General features: G+C 71.0%; 17 protein-coding genes. 10 read left to right on the forward strand and 7 right to left on the reverse strand.

Annotated features, from left to right (window positions below; all coding sequences use genetic code 11):
• Position 1: 1 nt before the first annotated feature.
• From DEJ47_RS34165 to DEJ47_RS34180, 4 genes are all read right to left on the reverse strand, one after another.
• Positions 2–2,857, reverse strand: a complete 2,856-nt coding sequence (locus DEJ47_RS34165) for an NHLP bacteriocin export ABC transporter permease/ATPase subunit (RefSeq protein WP_150174991.1) — start codon at positions 2,855–2,857, stop codon at positions 2–4.
• Position 2,858: 1 nt separating this feature from the next.
• Complete coding sequence (locus tag DEJ47_RS34170; RefSeq protein ID WP_150174992.1) at positions 2,859–5,141, reverse strand: NHLP family bacteriocin export ABC transporter peptidase/permease/ATPase subunit; 2,283 nt, start codon at positions 5,139–5,141, stop codon at positions 2,859–2,861.
• The gene (locus DEJ47_RS34175) at positions 5,138–5,944 is read right to left on the reverse strand and encodes an HlyD family efflux transporter periplasmic adaptor subunit (protein ID WP_150174993.1); all 807 of its coding nucleotides are present in this window, start codon (positions 5,942–5,944) and stop codon (positions 5,138–5,140) included. Before DEJ47_RS34175 ends, DEJ47_RS34170 begins: the two co-directional genes overlap by 4 nt.
• Positions 5,945–6,074: 130 nt before the next feature.
• Positions 6,075–6,302, reverse strand: coding sequence for a type A2 lantipeptide (locus tag DEJ47_RS34180; RefSeq protein WP_150174994.1), 228 nt, complete (start codon positions 6,300–6,302; stop codon positions 6,075–6,077).
• A 534-nt stretch (positions 6,303–6,836) separates the two neighbouring features.
• Between DEJ47_RS34180 and DEJ47_RS34185 the strand changes: the two genes are divergently transcribed.
• From DEJ47_RS34185 to DEJ47_RS34195, 4 genes are all read left to right on the forward strand, one after another.
• The gene (locus DEJ47_RS34185; RefSeq protein ID WP_150174995.1) at positions 6,837–8,207 is read left to right on the forward strand and encodes a wax ester/triacylglycerol synthase family O-acyltransferase; all 1,371 of its coding nucleotides are present in this window, start codon (positions 6,837–6,839) and stop codon (positions 8,205–8,207) included.
• Positions 8,208–8,273: 66 nt separating this feature from the next.
• On the forward strand, positions 8,274–9,770 hold the full coding sequence (locus DEJ47_RS34190; protein WP_150174996.1) for an SDR family NAD(P)-dependent oxidoreductase: 1,497 nt from the start codon (positions 8,274–8,276) through the stop codon (positions 9,768–9,770).
• Positions 9,771–10,298: 528 nt separating this feature from the next.
• On the forward strand, positions 10,299–10,472 hold the full coding sequence (locus tag DEJ47_RS36680) for a hypothetical protein (protein ID WP_165283318.1): 174 nt from the start codon (positions 10,299–10,301) through the stop codon (positions 10,470–10,472).
• A 385-nt stretch (positions 10,473–10,857) separates the two neighbouring features.
• On the forward strand, positions 10,858–11,772 hold the full coding sequence (locus DEJ47_RS34195; RefSeq protein ID WP_150174997.1) for a nitroreductase/quinone reductase family protein: 915 nt from the start codon (positions 10,858–10,860) through the stop codon (positions 11,770–11,772).
• A gap of 7 nt (positions 11,773–11,779) precedes the next feature.
• Here DEJ47_RS34195 and DEJ47_RS34200 read toward each other — a convergent pair whose 3' ends face one another.
• A complete protein-coding gene (locus DEJ47_RS34200; protein ID WP_190415702.1) occupies positions 11,780–12,829 on the reverse strand; it encodes a LacI family DNA-binding transcriptional regulator in 1,050 nt (349 codons plus the stop codon).
• Between the two features lie 278 nt (positions 12,830–13,107).
• Between DEJ47_RS34200 and DEJ47_RS34205 the strand changes: the two genes are divergently transcribed.
• The 5 genes from DEJ47_RS34205 (at position 13,108) to DEJ47_RS34225 (ending at position 20,792) form a co-directional block, all read left to right on the forward strand.
• Positions 13,108–14,406, forward strand: coding sequence for an extracellular solute-binding protein (locus DEJ47_RS34205; protein ID WP_150174998.1), 1,299 nt, complete (start codon positions 13,108–13,110; stop codon positions 14,404–14,406).
• 20 nt (positions 14,407–14,426) lie between these two features.
• Positions 14,427–15,395 carry a carbohydrate ABC transporter permease gene (locus DEJ47_RS34210; protein ID WP_150174999.1) on the forward strand — a complete coding sequence of 323 codons (969 nt, stop codon included), beginning with the start codon at positions 14,427–14,429 and terminating at the stop codon, positions 15,393–15,395.
• A gap of 92 nt (positions 15,396–15,487) precedes the next feature.
• Positions 15,488–16,309, forward strand: coding sequence for a carbohydrate ABC transporter permease (locus DEJ47_RS34215; RefSeq protein WP_223828781.1), 822 nt, complete (start codon positions 15,488–15,490; stop codon positions 16,307–16,309).
• A 61-nt stretch (positions 16,310–16,370) separates the two neighbouring features.
• On the forward strand, positions 16,371–17,627 hold the full coding sequence (locus tag DEJ47_RS34220; RefSeq protein ID WP_150175000.1) for a glycoside hydrolase 5 family protein: 1,257 nt from the start codon (positions 16,371–16,373) through the stop codon (positions 17,625–17,627).
• Positions 17,628–17,759: 132 nt separating this feature from the next.
• Positions 17,760–20,792, forward strand: coding sequence for an alpha-mannosidase (locus DEJ47_RS34225; protein WP_150175001.1), 3,033 nt, complete (start codon positions 17,760–17,762; stop codon positions 20,790–20,792).
• 12 nt (positions 20,793–20,804) lie between these two features.
• Here DEJ47_RS34225 and DEJ47_RS34230 read toward each other — a convergent pair whose 3' ends face one another.
• A complete protein-coding gene (locus DEJ47_RS34230) occupies positions 20,805–21,542 on the reverse strand; it encodes a hypothetical protein (RefSeq protein ID WP_223828612.1) in 738 nt (245 codons plus the stop codon).
• Positions 21,543–21,688: 146 nt separating this feature from the next.
• Here DEJ47_RS34230 and DEJ47_RS34235 point away from each other — a divergent pair, with 146 nt between their 5' ends.
• Positions 21,689–22,726, forward strand: a complete 1,038-nt coding sequence (locus tag DEJ47_RS34235) for a hypothetical protein (RefSeq protein WP_150175002.1) — start codon at positions 21,689–21,691, stop codon at positions 22,724–22,726.
• A gap of 21 nt (positions 22,727–22,747) precedes the next feature.
• Here the strand turns inward: DEJ47_RS34235 and DEJ47_RS34240 are convergent, their stop codons facing one another.
• Complete coding sequence (locus tag DEJ47_RS34240; protein ID WP_150175003.1) at positions 22,748–24,175, reverse strand: lipase maturation factor family protein; 1,428 nt, start codon at positions 24,173–24,175, stop codon at positions 22,748–22,750.
• Positions 24,176–24,179: the final 4 nt, after the last annotated feature.

Consider the following 24,179-nt stretch of genomic DNA (forward strand, 5'->3'; position numbering starts at 1 on the left):
TTCACCGCATCTGTCGCCGCACCAACTCGTGCAGCCGCCCGCCCGTATCGGCCAACAGCTGGGCGGGCGGGCCCTGTTGGACGACGCGGCCCTCCGACATGACGATGACACGGTCGGCGTCCATGACCGTGGAGAGGCGGTGGGCGATCACGACGCGGGTGGCCTGGAGGGCGCGGGTGCTGTCGATGACCGTGCGCTGTGTCTCGTTGTCCAGGGCGCTCGTCGCCTCGTCGAAGAAGAGGACACGGGGGCGGCGGATCAGGGCCTGGGCGATCATCAGGCGCTGGCGCTGGCCGCCGGAGACCGCACCGCCGCCCGACAGCATCGTGTGCAGACCCATCGGCATGCGCTTGATGTCCTCGGCGAGCCCCGCCATCGCCGCGGCCTCCCACGCCTCTTCCTGCGTGTACGACTCGGCGCCGCAGATGCAGTCGAGGATGGATCCGGTGAGCGGCTGCGCGTTCTGCAGGACCACACCGCACTGGCGGCGCACCGCCGACTGGTCCAGGGCCGCCAGGTCCTGTCCGTCGTACAGCACACTGCCCGAGACCGGCTCGTCGAAGCCGATCAGGAGGCGGAGCAGCGTCGACTTGCCGCAGCCGCTCGGTCCGACGACGGCCACGAACTCGCCGGGCCGGATCGACAGCGACACGTCGTCGAGGACGAGCGGGCCGTCGTCGGTGTAGCGGAAGGAGACGCCGCGGGCCTCGATGGCGCCCTGGAGCTCGCCCGGCTGCGTACTGCCGGACCCGACCTCCGGAGCCTCGTCGAGCACCGGCTTGATCTGCTCGAACATCGGCAGCACCGAAGCCGCCGAGATCAGCGCGCCGGTGAGCTGCGTGACGGACGAAAGGAGCATCGTCACGGCGGTGCTGAAGGTGAGGAACTCGCCCGCGGTCAGGCTGCCGCGCGCCGGACCGGCGAGGAGCACGAACATGACGAGTGTGCAGAGCGGCAGGTAGACCGCGTTGAGGACCGTCGTGACGTTCTTGATGCGCCCGGCCCGCTGCTGCAGCTCCCGGCTGCGCGCGAACTCACCCGCCCACGCGGCGTACGCGAAGCTCTCCGCCCCCGCGACGCGGAGCTTGGGCAGCCCACGCAGCGTCTGGAACGCCTGGTTGTTGAGCTTGTTGCCGAGCTCCACGAGCCGCCGCTGCCAGCGCAGTTCCCAGAGGCCGAGGGTGAGGAACACGGCGGCGATGACGGTCAGCATGCCCAGTGCGGCCAGGGCGAGGGGGACGCTGTAGAACAGCAGCAGGACCAGGTTCATCGCGCCGACCGAACCGGCCTGGAGCGCGACGGGGCCGATGCCCGACAGGACCCGGCGGATGGCGCTGACGCCCATCGCCGCGCTCGCCAGCTCACCCGTGGAGCGCTCGGCGAAGAAGCGCGTGGGCAGCCGCAGCAGCCGGTCCCAGACCGCCGGTTGCAGCGTGCTCTCCATCCGCCCCTCCATCCGCAGCACGGTGAGGTTCTGGAGCAGCATGAACGCCGCCGAGACGATGCCGGCGACCATGACGGCCAGGGACACCTGCGCGATGAGGTCCTTCTCGGCGTTCGGCACGAACACCCCGAGCACCTGTCCCGTGGCGATCGGCACCAGCGCGCCGATCGCCACGGTCACCAGACCGGCGAGTACGAGGTTCCGGACGTCGCCGCCGGTGCCGCGCAGGCTGAAACGGAACAGCCGACCGAGCGTCAACGGCTGTTCGGGCAAAGGGCGGTAGAACATCACGCCCTGCGGTTCGAACTCGTCGGCGTTGGCCGCGTCGACACGGGTGCGCCGCCCGGACGTCGGATGTACCGACTCGTAGCCGCCGCGCCGCCACAGCAGCGCGACCGGCGCGCCGCTCGCCGCCCGGTGCCCCACGAGCGGCCCCGCGTTCTCCCGCCACCAGCGCCCGTCGAGCCGTACGGTCCGCGTACGGATCCGGGACGCCACCGCGACCTGCTCCACCGGATCGATGCGGTCGCTCACCGCTCCGCCGTCCGCGGTGTCCGACAGGGTGATGCCCGCCGCCCGCGCGACGAGGCGGCAGGCGGCGTACGTCGCGTCGTGACCACCACCCGGTTCGGAGCGCCGCGCACCGCGCCGCCCCGAACGCCCGATGGACGCGATCAGCGTCCGGTCGGCCTGCTCACGGACGCTCTCGCCCGCCTTGATGCCGGCCGCCGTGCGGTCCTCGTGGGCCCGCTCCAGACGTTCGATCCAGCGGTCGAGCGTCGACAGGAGCCGGTACTGCTGGTTCACCATCCGCTGCCACATCGCGGCGTCGACCAGCAGATCGCCCGCGGCCTCGGCGCTGTAGGCGGCGCCGTACTGCACACTGCCCGGCGCGACCGGCATCCACAGGATGTCGTCGTCGGCCACCACCTCGTCGCCCGCGGTCCTGCCGTCGAGCGGCGCCTCGAACAGGACGCGGTGGCCGCGCCCGATGCCGAGGGCGAAGGCGTGCTCAAGGAGGCTCAGTGCCGCGTCCTGGGTGTCGTACCGGCTCGGGTACTGCTGTTCGTACGACCAGGTGTCGCCGTAGTCCGGGCGGTACAGCTCGCGCAGCGGGACGCGGCGCAGCTCGCAGCCCTGGAGGGGGCGGCCGACGAGGGTGTGCTGGGGGCCCTCGACCGGCCCGAGGAGCAGCGTGCCCGGTTCGAGACGGCCGAGGTAGTGCCAGTGGCCCTGCTGCGCGGCGTCGACGGCGAACAGGTCGAGGGCGCCCGCCACGACGAGCCACAGCACCTGCGGCCCCTCCAGGTGCACGCTGCGCAGCCCGGCGCAGTCGACCGGGGTGCCGAGCGCGTCGAAGGCGGCGGCGACCGTGTCGCTCGGGTAGGCGTGCTGTTCCGGTACGGAGGTCACCTCAATGCTCCTTGACCAGGCCGGCGTAGGGGCCGTCGGCGGCGACGAGGTGTTCGTGGCGACCGCGCTCCACGACCTGCCCGTGGTCGAGCACGACGATCTCGTCGCTGTCGCGCACGGTGCTCAGACGGTGGGCGATGACGACGCAGGCGCAGCCGCGGCGGCGCAGGTTGTCGATGATGACCTGTTCGGTCTCGGCGTCCAGGGCGCTGGTGACCTCGTCGAGGACGAGGATGCTGGGGCGGCGGACCAGGGCCCGCGCGATCTCCAGGCGCTGGCGCTGCCCGCCGGAGAAGTTGCGCCCGTCCTGCTCCACGCGGCCGTGGATGCCGCCGGGCCTGCGGGCCACCACCTCGTACAGGCAGGCGTCCTGAAGTGCGGCCACCACCGCGTCGTCGGGAATGGACGGGTCCCACAGGGCGACGTTGTCACGGACCGTGCCCTCGAAGAGGAAGACGTCCTGGTCCACGAAGGACACCGAGGAGGACAGCGCGCCGCGCGGGATGTCCTCCAGGCGCTGACCGTCGATGCGGATCGTGCCCTCCCACGGGCTGTAGAGGCCCGATATCAGCCGCGACACCGTCGACTTGCCGCTGCCGGAGCCGCCGACGAGCGCCACCTGCTGCCCCGGCCCGACCGTCAGCGAGAAGCCGGTCAGGAGCGGCTTGTCGAGGGGGCTGTAACCGAAGGTGATGTTCTCCAGGGTGACGTGCCCCTTGAGGCGGCGTGTGCCGGCGGCGGGCTCGGGGCGCGAGTACAGCGTGTCGACGGGGAAGTTCTCGACGTCCTTGAGGCGGGCGACATCGGCGGCGAAGTCCTGGATGCGGCCCGCGACGCCGTTGAGGCGGGTGATCGGCGCGGTGAACCGGGTGACGAGGGCCTGGAAGGCGACGAGCAGCCCGATCGAGAGATGCCCCTCGACCGCGCGCAGACCGCCGATCCACAGGATCAGCGCGCTGTTGAGAGTCGCCAGGGTCGGCGCGACGACACCGAGCCACGCGCTCGGGACGCCGAGGCGCTGCTGCTCCTCCAGCGTGGTCGCGTGCTGGCCCGCCCACTTCCGGAAGTAGCCGTTCTCGCCGCCGGTGGCCTTCATCGTCTCGATCAACTGCAGGCCGGTGTACGAGGTGTTGGTGAGCTTGGCGCTGTCGGCGCGCAGTTTCTGCGTGCCGGTGGCGCGCAGCCGGATGACGACGCGCATCGCCACGATGTTCAGCAGGGCGATGCCGACTCCGACGAGCGTGAGCTGCGGATCGTACGTCCACAGGAGAGCCGCGTAGAGGAGGACGACGATGCCGTCGACGCCTGCGGCCGTGAGGTCGCGCGCCAGGGTTTCGGCGACCGCGTCGTTGGACGCGAGGCGCTGCACGAGGTCGGCGGGGGAGCGCTGGGCGTAGAACGTGACGGGCAGGCGCAGCAGGTGGCGGAAGAAGCGGGCGCTGCCGAGGGTCGAGGAGATGATGCGGCCGCGCAGCAGGTTCGCCTGTTGCAGCCACGTCAGCACCGCGGTGAGCGCGACCGTCGCTCCCATGGATGCGAACAGGACCCCCAGCAGCGAGGTCTGATGGCCGATCAGGAACAGGTCGATGTACGTTCTGCTGAGCGCGGGCAGCGCGGCGCCGACCGCGACCAGCAGCAGGCTGGCGAGGAGTGCGGCGAGCATCGTGCCCGTGGTGCCGCGCAGCCGTGCGGGCAGCGCCTTCATGACGCCGGGCCTGCGGCCACCCGGCTTGAATCCGGCGCCGGGTTCGAGGACGAGGACGACACCGGTGAAGCTGGTGTCGAAGTCCTCCGACGGCACGAAGCGGCGGCCCTTGTCCGGGTCGTTGATGTACACGCCGCGGCGACCGAGGCGGCGCCCCATGCCGTCATACACGACGTAGTGGTTGAACTCCCAGAAGAGGATCGCGGGCGCCTTCACCTCGGCGAGCGCGGCCGGTTCCATCTGCATGCCCTTGGCCGTCATGCCGTAACTGCGCGCCGCCTTCAGGACGTTGCTGGCACGTGAGCCGTCGCGGGAGACTCCGCACGCGATGCGCAGTTCTTCCAGGGGCACGTGCCGTCCGTGGTGGGCGAGGACCATGGCGAGTGCGGCGGCGCCGCACTCCACGGCCTCCATCTGCAGGACGGTGGGCGTGCGGACGGTCTTCGGGCGCCTGCCCTTCGACGCGGGGCGCGGTGCCGCGCGGCGGCGGCGCGGGGGCTCCTCGGGGCGGTGCCTGCGGCGGCCGCCGGGCGGCGGCAGCTGCTGCTGGTGCGCGGCGGAGGGGTGGGGAGCGGTCACGGAAGCAGCCAATCGATCGGGCGCTGCTCGGCGAGGTGGACGGCGCCGGTGGCCGGGGTCATGGAGTCGAGTGCGAAGGGCGGCCCGTCGGCGGTCGACCAGGCGTAGCCGGACTTGGTGACGGAGGAGGGGGCGAGCCCTACGAGGACGGCGACGGGAGGTCCGTCCTTCGTGAACTGCCCGGCCAGTTCCCGGTCGCCGAGGAAACCGGTGATCCTCTGCCGGGTCTGCGCGACCCGGCCCACCGCTTTCACCCGGCCGCGCAGCGTCCCGTACCGCTCGGTGGGCACGGACTGGACGGTGAGGTCGACCGCTGCGCCGACGGGCACGGTGGCCGCGCTGTCGGCGGGTACGTAGAGCATCGCCGTCAGCGGGTCGCCGGTGCCCGCCACACGTTCCAGGGTCGCCACGTCGGCGCCGGTGGTGACGACGGTGCCGATCCTGGCGACGAGCGCGGTCACACGGCCCGCGGCGATGGCGCGCACGACCTTGTCGCCCCGCTCGGTGCGGACCTTCAGTACGGGGGCGCCGGTGTCGATCCGTTCGCCCTCCTCGGCCATGACGCGGGTCACCTGGCCGGTGACGGGGCTCTGCAGGACGTAACTGCCCTGGCCGTGGGTGAGGATGCCGGGGGCGCGGAGCGTCGAGGAGAGGGAACCGGTGACGGCCCAGACGCTGGATGCGGCCATGACGACGAGGGTGACGGCGAGGACGAGCAGGCCCTGGGGACGGGCGTGGCGCACCGGCAGGTCGAGTTCCTCGGGCGACTGCAGTTTGGACAGGGCCTGTTGGCGGAACTGCACGGAACGCTTTCCTTACTGGGGCGTGGGCCGTGGGCTGAAGTGCCGTGGGCTGCTGTGCCGATGCGTCCGAGAGCCCCGGAACCTGAGGTCCCGGGGCTCCCGCAACGCGGCGTGTCTGTGAGCGGAAAGCTCAGAGACCGGCGGTCAGGCCGTCGGCGAGGCCGGTGACGGCGCCGGTGTTCAGGCCGGTGGCACCCTCGACCGTGCCGACGACGCCGGCGACGACGCCCGAGACGGGGGCGATCGAGTCAACGGTGCCGGTGACGTTGGACGCGACACCGGCGACGAGGCCACCGGAGACGTTGTCGAGGTCGGCGTCGGAAATCTCGAGGGTCTCGACCTGGGGGACGTTGTTCATGGTGTGAGCTGCCCTTCTCAATGAATGTGCACAGGGTTTTCCCTCGCGGAACCTGGGGATTCGAATTCCGCGGCGAGCCAGGATCAAAGCACGTTCGCAGCTCGTACATCCAATCGACGGAGTGACCGCCCAGCGCGGTTGTGGCGGCGTATCACCGCTGCGTGCAGGCGGGTTCACCGCGTCGCGGCAGCTCCTTCACAACATTCACAGACGGGAATGGAGGATGTGGAGCGACTCCTTCCAACAAATCGGACACTTTCCCGTCGGTGGGCGGCTCGTGTGGCCGATGCATGGAAATTCGCGGCGAGAGGGGCCCGAATTCCGTGACCGGAGTGCACATTCGATGTGCAGGTTGTTTGAAGGCGTCCCGGGCGTGCCCCATCGCGACCGAAGGGGACATCGAGGGCGGGTCCGGCCTTAATGCGTTGTTAACTCAGCGTAGCTTGATCGTACTTGACCGTAGTCGCCCGGAAGGGTTGACTTCTCGTTCGTCATCCCCCGCATCGTCTTCGTCCTCGACGCGAGAGCGAGTCCGTGACTTCTACGCCTGCTCAGAGTTCCGACCTGCTCGTCCCTCTCGACCTGGCCTTCTGGAACATCGAGACCGCCGAACACCCCATGCATCTGGGCGCCCTCGGCATCTTCGAGGCCGACGGACCCGACACGGCGGACCGCGCCGCGGGTCTCCTCGCGGCCCGCGCGGCGGCCGTGCCGGGGCTGCGCATGCGGATACGTTCGGTCTGGCTGCCCGTCGGCGGCGCGATGCGCGTGCCGGTGCCCGCCTTCGACCCCCTGGAACACATACGGCTCACGGCGCCCGTGGCCGACTTCCACGCCGCGGCAGGGGAGTTGATGCGGCGTCCGGTGGCGCGCGACCGGCCGCCGTGGGAGGCGCACGTCCTGCCGGGCGCCGACGGCACCTCCTTCGCCGTCCTCTTCAAGTTCCACCACGCGCTCGCCGACGGCCTGCGCGCCCTCACCCTCGGCGCCGCCCTCCTCGACCCCGTCGACCTGCCCGCCTCCCGCCCGCGCCCCCCGGCCCCCGCCGCCTCCCCGTGGTCGCTCCTCGACCCCCGCACCCTGCCCGGCCGCGTCCGCGGCACCGTCGCGGAGGTCGGCCAGGCCCTCGGCATCGGCACCTCCGTGGCCCGCGCCGCACTCGGCGTACGCTCCTGCGCCGCGCTCTCCTCGGCCGCCACCGGCACCCGCCGCACCGCCGGCGTCGTCCTCGACCTGGACGACGTGCACCAGGTGCGCAAAACGGTCGGCGGCACCGTCAACGACGTCCTGATCGCCGTCGTCGCGGGAGCCCTGCGCCGCTGGCTCGACGAGCGCGGTGACTGCAGCGAGGGAGTCGAGCCACGCGCCCTCATCCCGGTCTCCCGCCGCCGCCCCCGCACCGCCAAGACCCCGGGCAACCGCCTCTCCGGCTACCTCGTCCGCCTCCCCGTCGGCCGCGAGGACCCGCTCGACCGGCTGCGCGACGTGCGCGCCGCCATGGACCGCAACAAGGACGCGGGCCCCGAGCGGGGCGCCGGAGCCGTAGCGCTCCTCGCCGAACACGTGCCCCCGCTCGGGCACCGGATCGGCGGGCCCGTCGTCGCCCAGGCCGCCCGGCTGCTCTTCGACATCCTCGTCACCAGCGTTCCGCTGCCCGGCGTCGGACTGCGGCTCGGCGGCTGCCGCCTCACGGAGGTCTACCCCTTCGCGCCCCTCGCCCGGGGCCAGGCCCTCGCCGTCGCCGTCTCCACCTACCGCGGACGCGTGCACTACGGACTGGTCGCGGACGCCGCCGCCGTGCCCGACCTGGAGCTGCTCGCGCGGAGCCTGCGGGACGAGCTCGCCGGACTCGTGGCGGTCTGCGCACGGGAAGCGGGTTTGGTTCCCGGGCCCACCGCTACGTAAACTTCCGCTTTTGGAGTTCCGCGGACGACCGGATGCGCCGTGGCACGGACAACGAGGACAGCGGCGATGACGGTGACAGACGAAAGCCAGGAGGGGCACGCCGAGCACGTGGCGTACGGCCCCGGCATCGACCCGGACCGTCTCGCCCTGTGCCTCAGCGTGCTCGACGAGCTGGACAAGCTCGACGTCGACCACCCGGACGCGATCGCCGTGCGCCGCGCCACGGCCGGGATCTACCGGACGGTGAAGCAGCGCCGCCGCCAGGAGCGCCGCGCCGCCAAGACCGCCCACGACAAGGCCGTCACCGAAGCCACCGCCACCGGCTCCGCCCAGCGCATCGACGACGAGACCGAGGGCCTGCTGCCCTCCTCGCAGACGGAGGAGGGCCGGATCGCCGGGATACTCCAGCGCCCGCGCTCCTGCTACACCTGCAAGACGCGGTACGTGGAAGTCGACTACTTCTACCACCAGCTCTGTCCGGACTGCGCCCGCCTGAACCGCTCCAAGCGCGACGCCCGCGCCGACCTCACCGGCAAGCGCGCCCTGCTCACCGGCGGCCGCGCCAAGATCGGCATGTACATCGCGCTGCGTCTCCTGCGCGACGGCGCCCACACGACGATCACCACCCGGTTCCCCAAGGACGCCATCCGCCGCTTCAAGGCGATGGACGACTCGGCGGACTGGCTGCACCGTCTTGAGGTCGTCGGCATCGACCTGCGCGACCCGGCGCAGGCCGTGGCCCTCGCCGAGCAGGTCAGCGCGGCGGGCCCGCTCGACATCCTGATCAACAACGCGACGCAGACAGTACGCCGCCTGCCCTCCGCCTACGCCGCGCTGGTCGACGGCGAGGGCGCGCCGCTGCCCGCCGGGGAGCTGCCCGCCCACTCCGTCATCGGCGCCTTCAACTCCGGCGCCGTCGACGGCCTCGCCGCGCTGCCCGTCGGCACGAGCGGCCTGGACGCGCAGCAGGTCGCCGACCTCGCGCTCGTCGCGGGCAACGCCAGCGTCGCCCGGCACCTCGACGGCACCGCCATCGACGCGGGCGGCCTCGTCCCGGACGTCGTCGACAGCAACACGTGGGTGCAGACCATCGAGCAGATCTCCCCGGTGGAGCTCCTCGAGACCCAGCTGTGCAACTACACGTCGCCCTTCATTCTCATCAGTGCCCTGCGCCCGGCCATGGCCGACGCCGCGAGGAAGGCGCCGAGCGGCCGGGCCCACATCGTCAACGTCTCGGCGATGGAGGGCGTCTTCGGCCGCGGTTACAAGGGCGCGGGGCACCCCAACACCAATGCCGCGAAGGCCGCGATGAACATGGTGACGCGCACCAGCGCCCAGGAGATGTTCCAGACCGACGGCATCCTCATGACCTCGGTGGACACCGGCTGGATCACGGACGAGCGCCCGCACTACGACAAGCTGCGTCTCGCCGAGGAGGGCTTCCACGCCCCGCTCGACCTGATCGACGGCGCCGCCCGCGTCTACGACCCGGTGGTACGCGGCGAGGCGGGCGAGGACGTGTACGGCGTCTTCCTGAAGGACTACGAGCCGGGCAAGTGGTAGCCGTTTAGGGCCGTCCTGGTCGGCTGAGACGCTGTCTCAGCATCCGGATGCTTTGCGAAAGTTTTTGGGCAGCCGGTCCGAGGCGCCGCGCACGGCGCGGTCCGGACCGGCTGTCCCTTTTTCGCCGGCCGTGACCGGGCGGGCGCGCACGGTGACCGGCGCGCCCGGGAAGGCCCAACACCCGCCGTGGTCACGGTTGGTGGCGAAGTTGCGCCGGTGCGTGTCGGCACCTGGACGGCCGCGCAGGCCGTGCGTCCCGCCTGGGTCTTCGGGAGCCTTGGTGTCCGGGCCCCCACGCGGTCGCTTCGGGGGCGTTGTCCGGATTCCACCCCGACTCAGGTCCCCATCGAGCGAGGCGGCGCTCATTTGGTTAATGTAGGGCGAACGGGCGGCCACGAGAGATCCACAAGCATCCCTCGGCCGCTCGGGGGACAGGCCGGCGACCACGGCCGCGGTCCCGCCAGAGAACGGCGCCACCGCGACCGGACTGCCCTTGTCCTTCCGTTACGCGACACAAAGGAGTGCGCGGTGACACCAGATCTGACGAAGCACGAAAAGCGACCGGCGGAACGCGGCGGCGAGCGGGCCGGACGGCCCCACAAGCTCCGCAACCTGGAGGCGTGGGCCAAGGCGGCCCCCATCCGTCTGGCCGGCTACGAGGACGACCTCGCCGAGCCGCACATCCTCCCCGGTATCGACTGAGCCGACACCGGCCCGGCACCGCACCGGCCCGCTTCGCCACGTGCCCCCAGTCCTGGACGACCGGGGGCACAGGTGTGTCCGGGCATGTGACGCCTTCGGAGGCGTGCCTTCCGAAGCGTGACCTCGGAGGTGTGCGGCAACCCGCGTTGACACGCGGGTGAGCGGTTGACTGTAATGGTGCTCGTGCCGCGTGGCGCCGACCAAAGAGCAGTGGGCAGGTCGGCGATCGGGCGAGCACCTTCACTCAAGGACGACGCCGATGACCACGTCGTGAGTTTTCACCTTCAGGCCCTCGCCTGACCCGCGCGCTTCGACGCGCCCCGGGCCCGCCGTACGCGCGGCCGCGCCATTCCTCCACCACCACGCACGGAGATGCGACACCGTCATGCCCACACCCTTCAACCAGTCCGTCATCGACGAGTTCCGAGCCAACGGCGGCAAGGTCGGCGGCCCCTTCGAGGACGGCGACCTGCTGCTCCTCACCACCACCGGCGCACGCTCCGGCAAGCAGCACACCACCCCGCTCGGCTACGTCCGCGACGACGGCCTGCTCCTGGTCACCGGGTCGAACCTCGGTGGCCCGCGCCACCCCGACTGGTACCACAACGTCCTCGCGCACCCCACGGTGACCGTGGAGCTCGGCACCGACACGTTCGAGGCCGTCGCCGTCCCCGCCGAAGGGGAGCGGCGCGACCGGCTCTTCGAGCGGATCGTGGCCGCCGACCCCGGATACGGTGAGTACCGGACGCGGACGGACCGGATCCTGCCCGTGGTCGTCCTGGAACGGCCCGCGCACGAGGCGGACATCCCGGAGGACGCCGCCGACTTCGCCGACAAGATGCTGCAGGTGCACCTCTGGCTACGCGGTCAGCTGCGCCACGTACGCGAAGAGACCGACGCGTACTTCGCCGCGCTCGGCGAACACCGGGAGCGCCGGGGGTCGGACGCCCCGCCGGCACCGGGCCTCGGACTGCAGATCCGTCAGCACTGCCTGGCGTTCTGCGACGCCCTGGAGTTCCACCACAGCGGCGAGGACGCGCACCTCTTCCCGACCATGGCCGGGCACCACCCCGAGCTGCGCGACACCTTCGACCGGCTCACCGAGGAGCACCGGAGCGTCGCCCGCATCCAGGGCGAGCTCGCCGCGCTGCTCGCGGACGTCGGCGGTGCGGACCCCGAGCGGTTCCGTGCCGAACTCACGCGCATGTCGCAGGAGCTGACGGCCCATCTGGACTACGAGGAGGAGGCGCTGCTGCCGATCCTCGCCGAGCTCCCCTGGCCTCCCGGGCCGCCCGCGTGACGCCGGTTCACGCTCGGGCCCGCCCCGTGCTCTCCCGTTCGATGAGTCGCGGGAGCGGGACCTGGACCGTCGCCGCGGGACCGTCGTCCAGGAGGGCGAGAAGCTCCCGGGCCGCGGTCCTGCCGAAGGACACCGTGTCCCGGGAGAGGGCCGTCAGCCACGGGTGCACCATGCGGCACAGCGCCGAGTCCTCCCAGGCGACGACCGACACGTCGTCCGGGACGGCGAAGCCGAGCGAGGTCGCCGCGGCGACTCCGGCGACGGCCATCACGTCGTTGTCGTAGACCAGAGCTGTCGGGGGCTCCGCCGACTCCAGGACCCGCCGGGTCGCGGCGGCGCCCTCGGCGTCGGAGTAGTCCGTCGTGACCGAGCGGACCCCCGACATGCCGCGGCCGTCCGCTTCGACACGCAGGGTGCGGATGCGGCGCTCGGTGTGCGCGAGCCCTTCGAGGCCCGCGATGTGGACGATGCGGCGGTGCCCGAGCGAGTGCAGATGACCCACGACCGAGGCCATGGCGCCCGCGTCGTCCGCCCACACCGTGGACAGCCCCGGATGCCCGGCGTCGGGGTCGGGCACGCCGCCCGTCACCACCGCGGGCAGCCCCAGCTCGTCGAGGAGCGCGGGCCGCGGGTCGTCCGTGCGCGGGTCCACCACGAGGACGCCGTCCACCCGGTGCTCCGCCCACCAGCGGCGGTACACCGCGCATTCGGCGTCCACGTCCTCCACGACCTGGAACAGCAGCCCCAAGTGCCGCTCCGCGAGGACCTCCTGGACTCCGGAGATCAGCTGCAGGAAGAACGAGTCGACGCCCAGCGTCGCCGCCGGGCGCGCCACCACCAGGCCCACGGTCGCCGAACCCTCGCCGGAGAGGGCGCGCGCCGCTGTGCTGGGCCGCCAGCCCAGCTGTTCGGCCACCCTGCGCACCCGGTCGCGGGTGATGTCGGAGACGCCGGGCCGGTCGTTGAGCGCGAAGGAGACGGCGCTCTCCGAGACCCCGGCACGGCGCGCGATGTCCTTCATGGTCGGCCGGCGCGCCGGTGACCGCTTGCCTTGCACCCGTTGCCCCTTTCCTGGCTCCCGGATACTAATGCGCTTGAGCGCTCAGACTCTAAAGCGCATTAGTCGTCTGCCGCAAGACTTCCAACACACGTCTCTGACCTGGTGAGTTGTGTGACCGATCGACCGATCTTCGATTTCTGTTCCCCGAATTTCACCGAATCCATTGACTTTGCGCCACCGTTCCGTGCAGGGTCTGCCTCGGCGTGGATTGCCCGGCTCGGACGGTCGCAGTCACCGCCGTCTCACGCTGGGCCGAGCAAAGGAGCCGTTTCACCGTGCGTATCTCCCGCAACCCCCGCAGAGCCGTCGCCGCAGGCGCCGTCCTCGCCGTCCTGCTGCCGTTGAGCGCCTGTGGTGACGGGGACGACGGCGGAGGTTCGACCGACGCGTCGGGGAAGGTCGAGGGTGAGATCACCTTCCAGACCTGGAACCTGAAGGCGAACTTCAAGTCGTACTTCGAGGGCGTCGTGGACGGCTTCGAGAAGAAGTACCCGGGCACGAAGGTCCGGTGGATCGACCAGCCCGGCGAGGGCTACGCCGACAAGATCAGCGCCGACGCGGCCGCGGGCACCCTGCCCGACGTCGTCAACGTCTCGCCCGACCTCGTCGCCCCGCTCGCCAAGGCCGGTCTCGCCCTCGACCTCGACAAGTCGGCGTCGAAGTACGAGAAGGAGTATCTGCCCGGGGCCTGGAAGAGCCATCAGATACCGGGCATGGACGGCACGTACGCCTTCCCCTGGTACCTCAACACCGGGCCGCTCTTCTACAACAAGCGCCTGTTCAAGGACGCGGGCCTCGACGAGAACAAGCCCCCGACGACGTACGACGAGCTCTTCGACGACGCCCTGGAGCTGGCCGACAAGAGCGACGGCAAGGTCGCCACGCTCGCGAACGTCCCCACCATCGAGGACTTCGGGCGCTACGGCGTCCCGCTGATGAACAAGGAAGGCACCGGCTTCACCTTCAACGACGCCAAGGGCGTCGAACTCCTCACCAAGTACAAGAAGCTGTACGACGCGAAGGCCCTCGACGGACAGGCGCTGACCGCGACACCCGAGTCCACCGGCAAGAAGTTCCTCACCGAAGCCGTCGCCATGAACCCCGGCAGCGCCCTCGACCTGGAGAAGTTCAAGAAGGACGCGCCGCGGCTGTACAAGAACATCGGCATCACGCCGCAGATCAGCAGCACCGGCAAGGACAACATGTACGTCATGGGCGTCATGGTGAACACCAAGACGAAGCAGACGCCCGCCGCCGTCGCCTTCGCGCACTACGTCACCGACTCCCGGCGCCAGATGGAGTTCGCCAAGAAGGTCGCGATCTTCCCGAGCACCAAGGGCTCCCTCGACGACCCGTACTTCACGAAGCAGGACGGCAAGGACGAGACGCGGGTACGCGTCGCGGCCGCCAAGTCCATCAAGACCGCGGTGAACTACACGCCCGTGCTCTTCAGCGAGCAGATGAAGGTCGAGCTGCGCAACTCCGTCGCCAAGGCGCTGCAGGGCAAGCAGAGCCCCAAGGAAGCACTTGACAACGCTGTCAAGAACTGCGACCGGCTGCTGCAGCAGAGCTGAGACCAGGAACCGGTACCGCCATGAAGAGCACCACCGCCTCCCAGGCCGCCGCCGACCTCGCGGGCGCCGATGCCGAACGCAAGGAGCCGCGCCCCGACGGGCGCGGCCCCCGCCGCGGCATACGTCGCCAACTGCCAACCAGCCCCTGGCTGTTCGCGGCGCCCGGCCTCGCGATCGTCGGCATCTTCATCCTCTATCCGTTCCTCAGCACCCTGAACAACGCGTTCACCGACAAACGGACCCTCATCGAGGGCGACTACGTCGGCTTCGCCAACTTCCAGGAGCTGTGGCACGACGAGATGTTCTGGATCGGCCTGCGCAACAGCACGCTGTACGTCCTCGGGGTCGTGCCCGCGCTCGTCGTCCTGCCGTTGCTGCTCGCCCTGCTCGTCCAGAAGCACATCCCCGGCATCACGTTCTTCCGCTCCGCCTTCTACACGCCGGTGGTCGCGTCCATCGTCGTGGTCGGCCTGATCTGGGTGTGGATGCTCGACGAACGCGGCCTGGTCAACGCCCTCCTCGAGGCGGTGGGCGTCGGCAAGGCCGGCTTCCTCAGTGACCAGTGGCTCCTCCTCCTGAGCGCCATGACCGTCACGGTCTGGAAGGGCCTCGGCTACTACATGATCATTTACCTCGCGGCGCTCGCCAACGTGCCCCGCGAGCTCCACGAGGCCGCGGCCGTCGACGGAGCGGGCGCCGTACGCCGCTTCTTCAGCGTCACCGTCCCCGCCGTGCGCTCCACGATGGTGCTCGTCGCCGCCCTCTCCTCGGTCGCCGCGTTCAAGGTGTTCTCCGAGGTCTACCTGATGGCGGGGCCCACCGGCGGCCCTGCCGGCGAGGACACCACACTCGTCATGCTCGTCCAGCGCGTCGGCACCGGTCTGACCGGGCGCGTCGGCTACGCCTCGGCCATCTCCGTCGTCGTCTTCGTCGTCACCGTCGCGCTCATGCTGCTCGTCCTGCGGGCGGACCGGAAGGAGGACGCGTGACCAGCATCGACGGCGGTGCGCGCCACGAGACCCGCACCGACAAGCCCCGTGAACCGCGTCGTCGGCGGATCACCGACGAGAACGGCCGCAGGATGCCCGCCTGGGAGATCGTCCTGCGCTACCTCCTCCTCGTCGCGGTCCTCGCGCTGATGATCGGCCCGTTCCTCTGGCAGCTGTCCACCGCGCTCAAGGGCCCGCACGAGAACATCTTCAGCTCACCGCCGAAGTTCCTGCCCTCCGACCCCACCGTGCACAACTTCGAACGCGTCGCCGACACCATCCCCGTCTGGGACTACGCGCTCAACTCGCTCAAGGTGGCCGCCGCCAACGTCGTCACCAACTGCGTCGGCGCGGCCCTCGCCGGCTACGCCCTGGCACGCCTGCGCTACCGCGGCCGCAAGGCGGCCACCATCGTCTTCATCCTGGCCATGCTCGTGCCCGTCGAAGGCATCATCATCGCCCAGTTCACCACCATGCGTGAGCTCGGCCTCAACAACACCCTCATCGGCGTGCTGCTGCCCGGCTGCGTCTCCGCGCTCAACGTCCTGCTGATGCGCAACGCCTTCCTCAACGTGCCGTACGAGATCGAGGAAGCCGCCTTTGTGGACGGGGCCAATGTCTGGCAGCGGTTCCTGCGCATCGCGCTGCCCGCCGTCAAGGGCACCCTCGCCGTCGTCGCGATCTTCGCCTTCATGGGGGCCTGGGACGACTTCCTGTGGCCGCTGATCGTGCTGAGCGACCCGGACCGGTTCACCCTCACCATCGGCCTGAACTACCTGCACGGCACGTTCGCCAACGACGAGCGTCTCGTCGCCGCGGGCACCGTCATCGCCGTACTCCCGCTGATCATCCTCTTCGCCTGTCTGCAGCGGTACTTCTTCCGCGGCGTGGGCGAGGGCGCGGTCAAGGGCTGAACTCCCGCCCCGCGATCCGCCGCGCCCCTCTCATCTCCCCCCCCCAGAACCAGGATCTTCCTTGCCCTCCTCCGCATCGCCTTCCGGCGCGCCGCGCTTCGGCGCCAACTACACGCCCGGCCAGGGGTGGTTCCACCACTGGCTCGACTTCGACCTCGACGCCGTACGCGCCGACCTCGACGCCATCGCCTCGCTGGGCCTCGACCACATCCGGGTCTTCCCGATCTGGCCGTACTTCCAGCCGAACCGCACCCTCATCCGCCCGCGCGCCGTCGACCAGCTGGTCCAGCTCGCCGACGCCGCCGCCGAACGCGGCCTGGACGTCAACGTCGACGGTCTGCAGGGCCACCTGTCGAGTTTCGACTTCCTGCCCGCGTGGACCCAGACCTGGCACCGGCGCAACATCTTCACCGACCCCGACGTGGTCTCCGGGCAGGCCGACTACCTGCGCACACTCGCCGCCGCCCTGGCGGACCGGCCGAACTTCATCGGCATGACCATAGGCAACGAGATCAACCAGTTCTCGGCGGGCCCGCACCCCGACCCCGACCGCATCACCGAGGAGCAGGCGGAGGCCTGGCTGCGCACGGTCCTCGCCGCCTGCGAGGACGGCGCCCCCGGCAAGCTGCACCTGCACGCCGAGTACGACGCCGCCTGGTACCAGGACGACCAGCCCTTCACCCCGGCACAGGCCGCCGGGCTCGGCGCGGTGACCGCCGTGCACTCCTGGGTGTTCAACGGCACGGCCCAGCGCCACGGACGCACCGGGACGGCGACCCGGCACCACGCGGCGTACATGATCGAACTGGCCAAGGCGTGGGCGACCGACCCGCGTCGCCCCGTCTGGCTTCAGGAGGTCGGCGCGCCCGCGCCGCTCATACCCGCCGAGCACGCGGCGGACTTCACCGAGGACACCGTCGATGCGGCCCTCGACTGCCAGGACGTGTGGGGCGTGACGTGGTGGTGCTCCCACGACGTGTCGCGCGACCTCGCGGATTTCCCGGAGCTGGAGTACAGCCTCGGTCTGCTGACCAACGAGGGCAAGGTCAAGCCCGCGGGGGAGGCGATCGCCCGGATCACGCGGGAGTGGCGCAGCCGTACGTACGCGCCGGCGCCGCGGACGACCGCGGTGGTCGTCGACGACGACCTGTCCCGCCGCTCGGAGTGCGCCCCCGGCGGTGCGGTCTTCGAGGCGTTCGCGCGGCTCGTGGCGGACGGGGTCCGCCCGACGGTGGTGCTTGCCGGACGGGTGGCGGACTCCGGGCACCTCGCCGCGCGAGGTATCCGCGACGTGCTGCTCCCGGCGGACGTCGGGTAGCGCCCGTCCGTCTGTCCGTTCGCCTCGCACGGGGCTCCGCCCCGGACCCCGCTCCTCGAACACCGGAGGGGCTGACTCTCTTCCGCTCCTCGTACGCCGGGGGGCTGAAATTTCGAACATCGGAGAACCCTCATGCATGACGACCGCACCCTGGTCGAAGCCCGCCTCAAGCGTGTTCTGGACGAACGCATCAGGCCCGCCGTGTACCCCGCCTCCGTACCGCTCGACGTAGCCGTGTGGAACGCGCCCGGCGAGCCCGTGCCGGTCGCCGAAGGGCTTGCCGCCGAGCCGTCGCCGACCGCCGTCGGCGAGAAGTGGGGGGCTCCCTGGGGGACCAGCTGGTTCCGGGTGACCGGGACCGTGCCGCGGGAGTGGGCGGGCAAGACCGTCGAAGCGGTCCTCGACCTCGGCTTCGACGAGAACATGCCCGGCTTCCAGTGCGAGGGCCTGGTGTACAGGCCCGACGGCACCCCGGTGAAGGGCCTCAACCCGCGCAACCAGTGGGTGCGGGTCGCCGCCCCCGCCGAGGGCGGCGAAGAAGTGCGGCTGCACATCGAGGCCGCGTCCAACCCCGTCATCCTCGACTACCACCCCTTCCTGCCCACGCAGCTCGGCGACAAGGAGACCGCGGGCAGCGAACCCCAGTACAAGCTGGAGCGCATGGACCTCGCCGTCTTCGACGAGACGGTGTGGCAGCTCGTCATCGACCTCGAAGTCCTCGGCGAGCTGATGCAGGAACTGCCTGCCGACTCCGGGCGGCGCTACGACATCGTGCGCGCCGTCGGCCGTGCCCTGGACGTCGTCGACCTCCAGGACGTGAACGGATCGGCCGCCGCGGCGCGGGCGCAGCTCGAAGAGGTCCTCGCGACCCCCGCCGAACCCTCCGCGCACCGCATCAGCGCCGTCGGACACGCCCACATCGACTCGGCGTGGCTGTGGCCGCTGCGCGAGACGGTGCGCAAGGTGGCGCGTACGACGTCGAACATGACCGCGCTGATCGAGGACGAGCCCGACTTCGTCTTCGCCATGTCGCAGGCGCAGCAGTGGGCGTGGATCAAGGAGCACCGCCCGGAGGTGTGGGCGAAGGTCAAGAAGGCCGTCGCCGACGGGCGGTTCGTGCCCGCGGGCGGCATGTGGGTCGAGTCGGACACCAATATGCCGGGCTCCGAGGCGATGGCCCGGCAGTTCGTGCACGGCAAGCGGTTCTTCCTCGACGAGTTCGGTGTCGAGAACGACGAGGCGTGGCTGCCCGACACGTTCGGGTTCGCCGCCGGGCTGCCGCAGATCATCAAGGCGGCGGGCTCCAAGTGGCTGCTGACGCAGAAGATCTCGTGGTCGCAGACCAACCGCTTCCCGCACCACACCTTCAACTGGGAGGGCATCGACGGCACCCGCATCTTCACCCACTTCCCGCCCGTCGACACCTACAACTGCTCGATGAAGGGCAGTGAGATCGCCCATGCCGCGAAGAATTTCAAGGACAAGGGCGTGGCCCGGCACTCCCTCGCGCCCACCGGCTGGGGCGACGGCGGTGGCGGCACCACCCGCGAGATGATCGCCAAGGCGGCCCGCCTCCGTGACCTGGAGGGTTCGGCGACCGTCGAGTGGGAGACGCCCGCCGCGTTCTTCGAGAAGGCCGAGGCCGAGTACCCCAACGCTCCCGTCTGGGTCGGCGAGCTCTACCTCGAACTGCACCGCGCCACCCTCACCAGCCAGGCGGGCACCAAGCAGGGCAACCGCCGCAGCGAGCACCTCCTGCGGGAGGCGGAGCTGTGGGCCGCGACGGCGGCGGTGCGCGGCGACTTCGTCTACCCCTACGAGCAGTTGGACCGCATCTGGAAGACGGTCCTGCTCCACCAGTTCCACGACATCCTGCCCGGCTCGTCCATCGCCTGGGTGCACCGCGAGGCCCGCGCCACCTACGCGGCGCTCGCCGAGGAGCTGAACGGCATCATCGACAAGGCGCAGCGCGCGCTCGCGGGCGAGGGCACGGGCTCGCTCGTCTTCAACTCCACCCCGCACAGCCGTGACGGCGTGCCCGCGGGCGGCGCGCGGCCCGCGACGGCCGACGGCACGGCGGCGATCGCCACGCGCGCCGACGGCGGCTACGTCCTCGACAACGGGCTGCTGCGCGTGGAGATCGACGCGCGCGGACTCGTGGTCTCCGCGTACGACCTGGTGGCCGACCGGGAGACCGTCGCGCCGGGCCGGCCGGCGAACCTGCCGCAGATCCACGCCGACTTCCCGAACATGTGGGACGCGTGGGACGTCGACGAGTTCTACCGCAACACGGTGACCGACCTCGTGGACGCGGACGAGGTCGCGGCCGGTGAAGGAGAAGGTGCAGGTGGTGGCGCGTCGGTGCGGGTCGTGCGCACCTTCGGCGACTCGCGCCTCACGCAGGTGCTCACGCTCGCACCCGGTGCCAAGCGCCTCGACATCGACACCGAGGTCGACTGGCACGAGACGGAGAAGTTCCTCAAGCTCGCCTTCCCACTGGACATCCACGCGGAGCGGTACGCGTCGGAGACCCAGTTCGGGCACTTCTACCGCGCCACGCACACCAACACGAGCTGGGAGGCCGCCAAGTTCGAGGCGTGCAACCACCGTTTCGTGCACATCGAGGAGCCGGGCTGGGGCGTCGCGCTGGTCAACGACTCGACGTACGGGCACGACGTGACCCGCACGGTCCGCGCCGAGGACTCCGGCACGACCACGACGGTCCGCGTCTCGCTGCTCCGTGCCCCGCGCTTCCCCGACCCCGAGACGGACCAGGGCGTCCACCGCTTCCGGCACGCCCTGGTGCCGGGTGCGGCGATCGGCGACGCGGTGCGCGAGGGCTACCGGGTCAACCTGCCCGAGCGCACGGTCACCGGGGGCGGCGAGGTGGCGCCGCTGGTGACGGTCGACGACGACGCGGTGGTCGTGACGGCGGTCAAGCTCGCCGACGACGGCAGCGGCGACGTGGTCGTCCGCTTCCACGAGGCCCACGGCGGGCGGGCGAAGGCCACGCTCACCACGGGGTTCACGGCGGGTTCGGTCGCGGTGACCGACCTGCTGGAGCGGCCGCTCGACGGGGTGCGGGCGCCGGAACTCGCGGGTGACGCCGTGTCGTTGACGCTGCGACCGTTCGAGCTGGTGACGCTGCGGTTCACGCGGCGCTGAGCCGGGCCGCGTTCAGCCGTCGGTCCGCAGCCATACGCGCAGCGGGCCGACGGGCTCGAATCCCTGGCGGAGTGCGGCCGCGAGGTCGTCGCCGTGCTCGTACCCGACGACGGGCACGCCCGGCCACAGCCGGTCCGTGGCCTCCAGGCAGGAACGCCAGGCGGCGTCCAGGTCGTCGTCGGCGGCGAAGAGGTTGGAGACGCCGATGGCTCCGGCGCCGGGGCAGGCGATGGCGCCCGCGGTGACGGGGTGCGTGGCCGCGGTGAGGGGACCCGTGGCCGTGGGGGCCAGGAACACCGCTCCGTCGTCGAGCAGCGCGGGCCGGAACAGGCCTTCGCTCTCCCCGTCCCCGCTCCACGCGGCCTCCCACGCGCGCAGCCGCTCGGCACCCACGACCGGCTCCCAGCCACCGGCACGCGGGGGTGCGGGTTCCGCCGCCACGCGGTGGATCCACCGCGCCTCGAACAGCACCGCGAAGCCCGCCTCGGAGAGGTCCAGCGTGCCGAAGCTGTCCTTGACGGAGGCACCGGGGGATGAGAGGTCGATGCGGGGCAGTACGTCGTCGGGCGTCGCCGTCGGCGAGAGCGTCACGGCGTCGGGATACAGCGGCGGAGTGCGCAGAGCGCTCGCCCATACGTCTCCCTCGACGGTGCCTCCCGTTCCGTGGGAGCGGCAGACGGCGTCGCACCAGGCGGCGTTGTTGCGGACGGCCGCGGTGAGGTGCGGAGTGGCAGGCGAGTCGGTGATCACGCGGGGATGCTGTCAGAACCGGTCCGTGCGCGTCGCCCGCATTTCTTTCGGCCGCCCTGCGGGGAGAGAGGTGCCCATGGGGTGCCAACGGTGGTCCGGTGCCACATCATGAGCTCCTGAGACTGTCGCGCAACGGGGGGTGTGGCATGGAGCCGACGGAGCTCGCGATGCTCGCGGTGGGTGTCGTCACCGCGGTGGCCACCGGGGCGGCGACCGGCGTGGGGGAGGGCGCCGGAGCGGCCGTCACGGAGCTGGTCCGATTGCGACTGGGACGCACGGAGCGGGGGCGCGCGGCGCTGGAGGGGCTCGACGGGGACGGCCAGGCTCAGGCGCGGGCCGTCCTGCGTGAGGAGATCGAGGCGGACCCTGAGTTCGGGCGACAGCTCGCCTTGTACCTCAGCGCGCCGACGACGTACAACCGCGGTGCGGTGGTCATCGGCGACAGCACGATCACGCGCAGCAACATCTCGCTCGGGCCGATCTCGGTCAGGAAGACCTCGGGCGCGCTCGCCGTCCTGGCACTGGTCGGCGTCCTGTTGGTGGCCCTGGTGGCGCTCGGCGTGTACGGGGGCACGCGGCTCATCGCCGACGACGACCCTCGGGGCACGGACGCCCAGGAGAGTGCGGCGAGCGGCGGCAAGGCCGCACCGGAGGAAGGGAGAGCCGCCGGTTCCGGCGACGGCACGGCCGACCGCACGCGCGCGCTGACCGTGGCGCAGACGCGCGGCGCCCTGCCCGTGGAGGGGGATCTGCCGCCGGGCTGGCACCCGGAGGGCCCGGCCGGCGCCGCCGAAGCGGAACAAGCGGGTGGTTGCCACGAGGGAGGCATGCAGTATGCGCTGACATCATCGGGGTCGGGGTACGTCAAGGCCGAGTTCCGGGTCTTCGGCTGCACCTCGCCCACGCAGGCGGAGCGCGTACGGAAGCAGCTGGTCCGTGAGCAGTCCGGCTACGACAGGACCACACCCCTCTCCCTGCCGTCCCTCGGCGACAAGAGCTCCACCTTCACGTACTACAAGGAACCCGAGGACAGCACGAACGCGATGGCCGTCGTCCGCGTGGGCAGCACCGTGGCCTGGCTGCGCCTCGGCGAGGTGAACGACCTGCCGGGCTACGAGGCGCAGCTCGACGAGCTGGCCCGCGCCTTCGTCGGCCGGATCGAGCGGACCCTGGCCGACAGCTGACGGCCGAACCGCTCGCCGCGTCTACTCCTGCTGAGCCGTCCGGGCGAGACGCGTCGGCCCCAGGAACTCACGGACGTACGTGCGCTCCCAGCACGCACCCGTCTCGCGCAGCTCGTGCCAGGTCGTGTACCGGTAGCGGTACAGCCTGGCGCGGATGTACGCGGGCGGGGAGCCGGGCGGGAACGGAGAGCTCCGCAGCAGGCGGAGGGTGTCCCGGTCGTCGTCGAGGAGGCGCTCCACCAGCGGGCCGAACCATGAGCGCGCGTACGCGGGGGAGAGCCCGGCGAACCACATCATCCAGTCGAGCCGCAGATGGTAGGGCGCGAACTGGCGCGGCCAGCGATGTACGTCGCCCGGCTTGCCCTTGAACTCATAGGCCCGCCAGTCGGAGTCCTCGCGGGGCACGGTGTCCGCCGTGCCCTCGATGACGACCTCCTGGCGCACCCGGCTGACACTGCCGAACGCGCCGTACGCGTTGACGAGGTGCAGCGGGTCGAACGAGCGGTTCATGACCTGCCGCCGGGACAGCAGATTGCGCATGGGGCGGTAGCTCATGGCCAGGAGCAGCACGGTCACGGCGGAGACCACCACCTCGTACCAGACGGGCGCGTCCGCGACCTCGGGTGCCGTGTGCCAGGCGGACAGGTCGAGGGCGGAGACCGCGACCACGACGGTGATCCAGTTCAGCCAGGAGAAGTTGCCGGACAGGATCAGCCAGAACTGGGTCACGATCATCAGGCAGGCCGCGCCCGTCGCCACCGGCTGGGGCGTGAACAGCAGGAAAGGAACCACGAGTTGGGTGACGTGGTTGGCCGCGACCTCGATCCGGTGCACCGGTTTCGGCAGGTGGTGGAAGAACCAGCTCAGCGGGCCGGGCATCGGCTGTGTCTCGTGGTGGAAGTCCAGGCAGGTGAGCTTGCGCCAGCACGCGTCGCCGCGCATCTTGATCAACCCGGCGCCGAACTCCACGCGGAAGAGCACCCACCGCAGCAGGAAGAGCACGAGGACCGGCGGGGCGACCCGGTCGTTGCCGAGGAAGACCGCGAGGAAGCCCACTTCAAGGAGCAGCGACTCCCAGCCGAAGCCGTACCAGGTCTGTCCCACGTTGACGATGGAGAGATACAGCGCCCAGGGCACCAGCCACAGCAGCATCGCGCCCCACAGCGGCAGGAGACCGTGCACGCCCGCGAGCAGCGCCACCGCGACCGCGCACCCCGTCCACGCGCAGCACGCGAAGAACCGGTCCGAGAAGTGCAGCTGGAACAGGCTGGGGGCGGCGCGGAACGGCACGCGTTCGACGTACCGCGGCACCGGGAGCATCCCGCGCTCCCCGATGAGCGCCCGGAACTGCAGGGCGGCCCCGAGGAAAGCCATCACATAGAGCACGGCCAGGGCCCGCTGGAAGATCAGCCGACTCAGCCAGTACGCGTCCGCCGTGAACCACTCCACGGGT

It is taken from the genome of Streptomyces venezuelae (assembly GCF_008642355.1).
In the GTDB taxonomy this organism is placed as follows: domain Bacteria; phylum Actinomycetota; class Actinomycetes; order Streptomycetales; family Streptomycetaceae; genus Streptomyces; species Streptomyces venezuelae_B.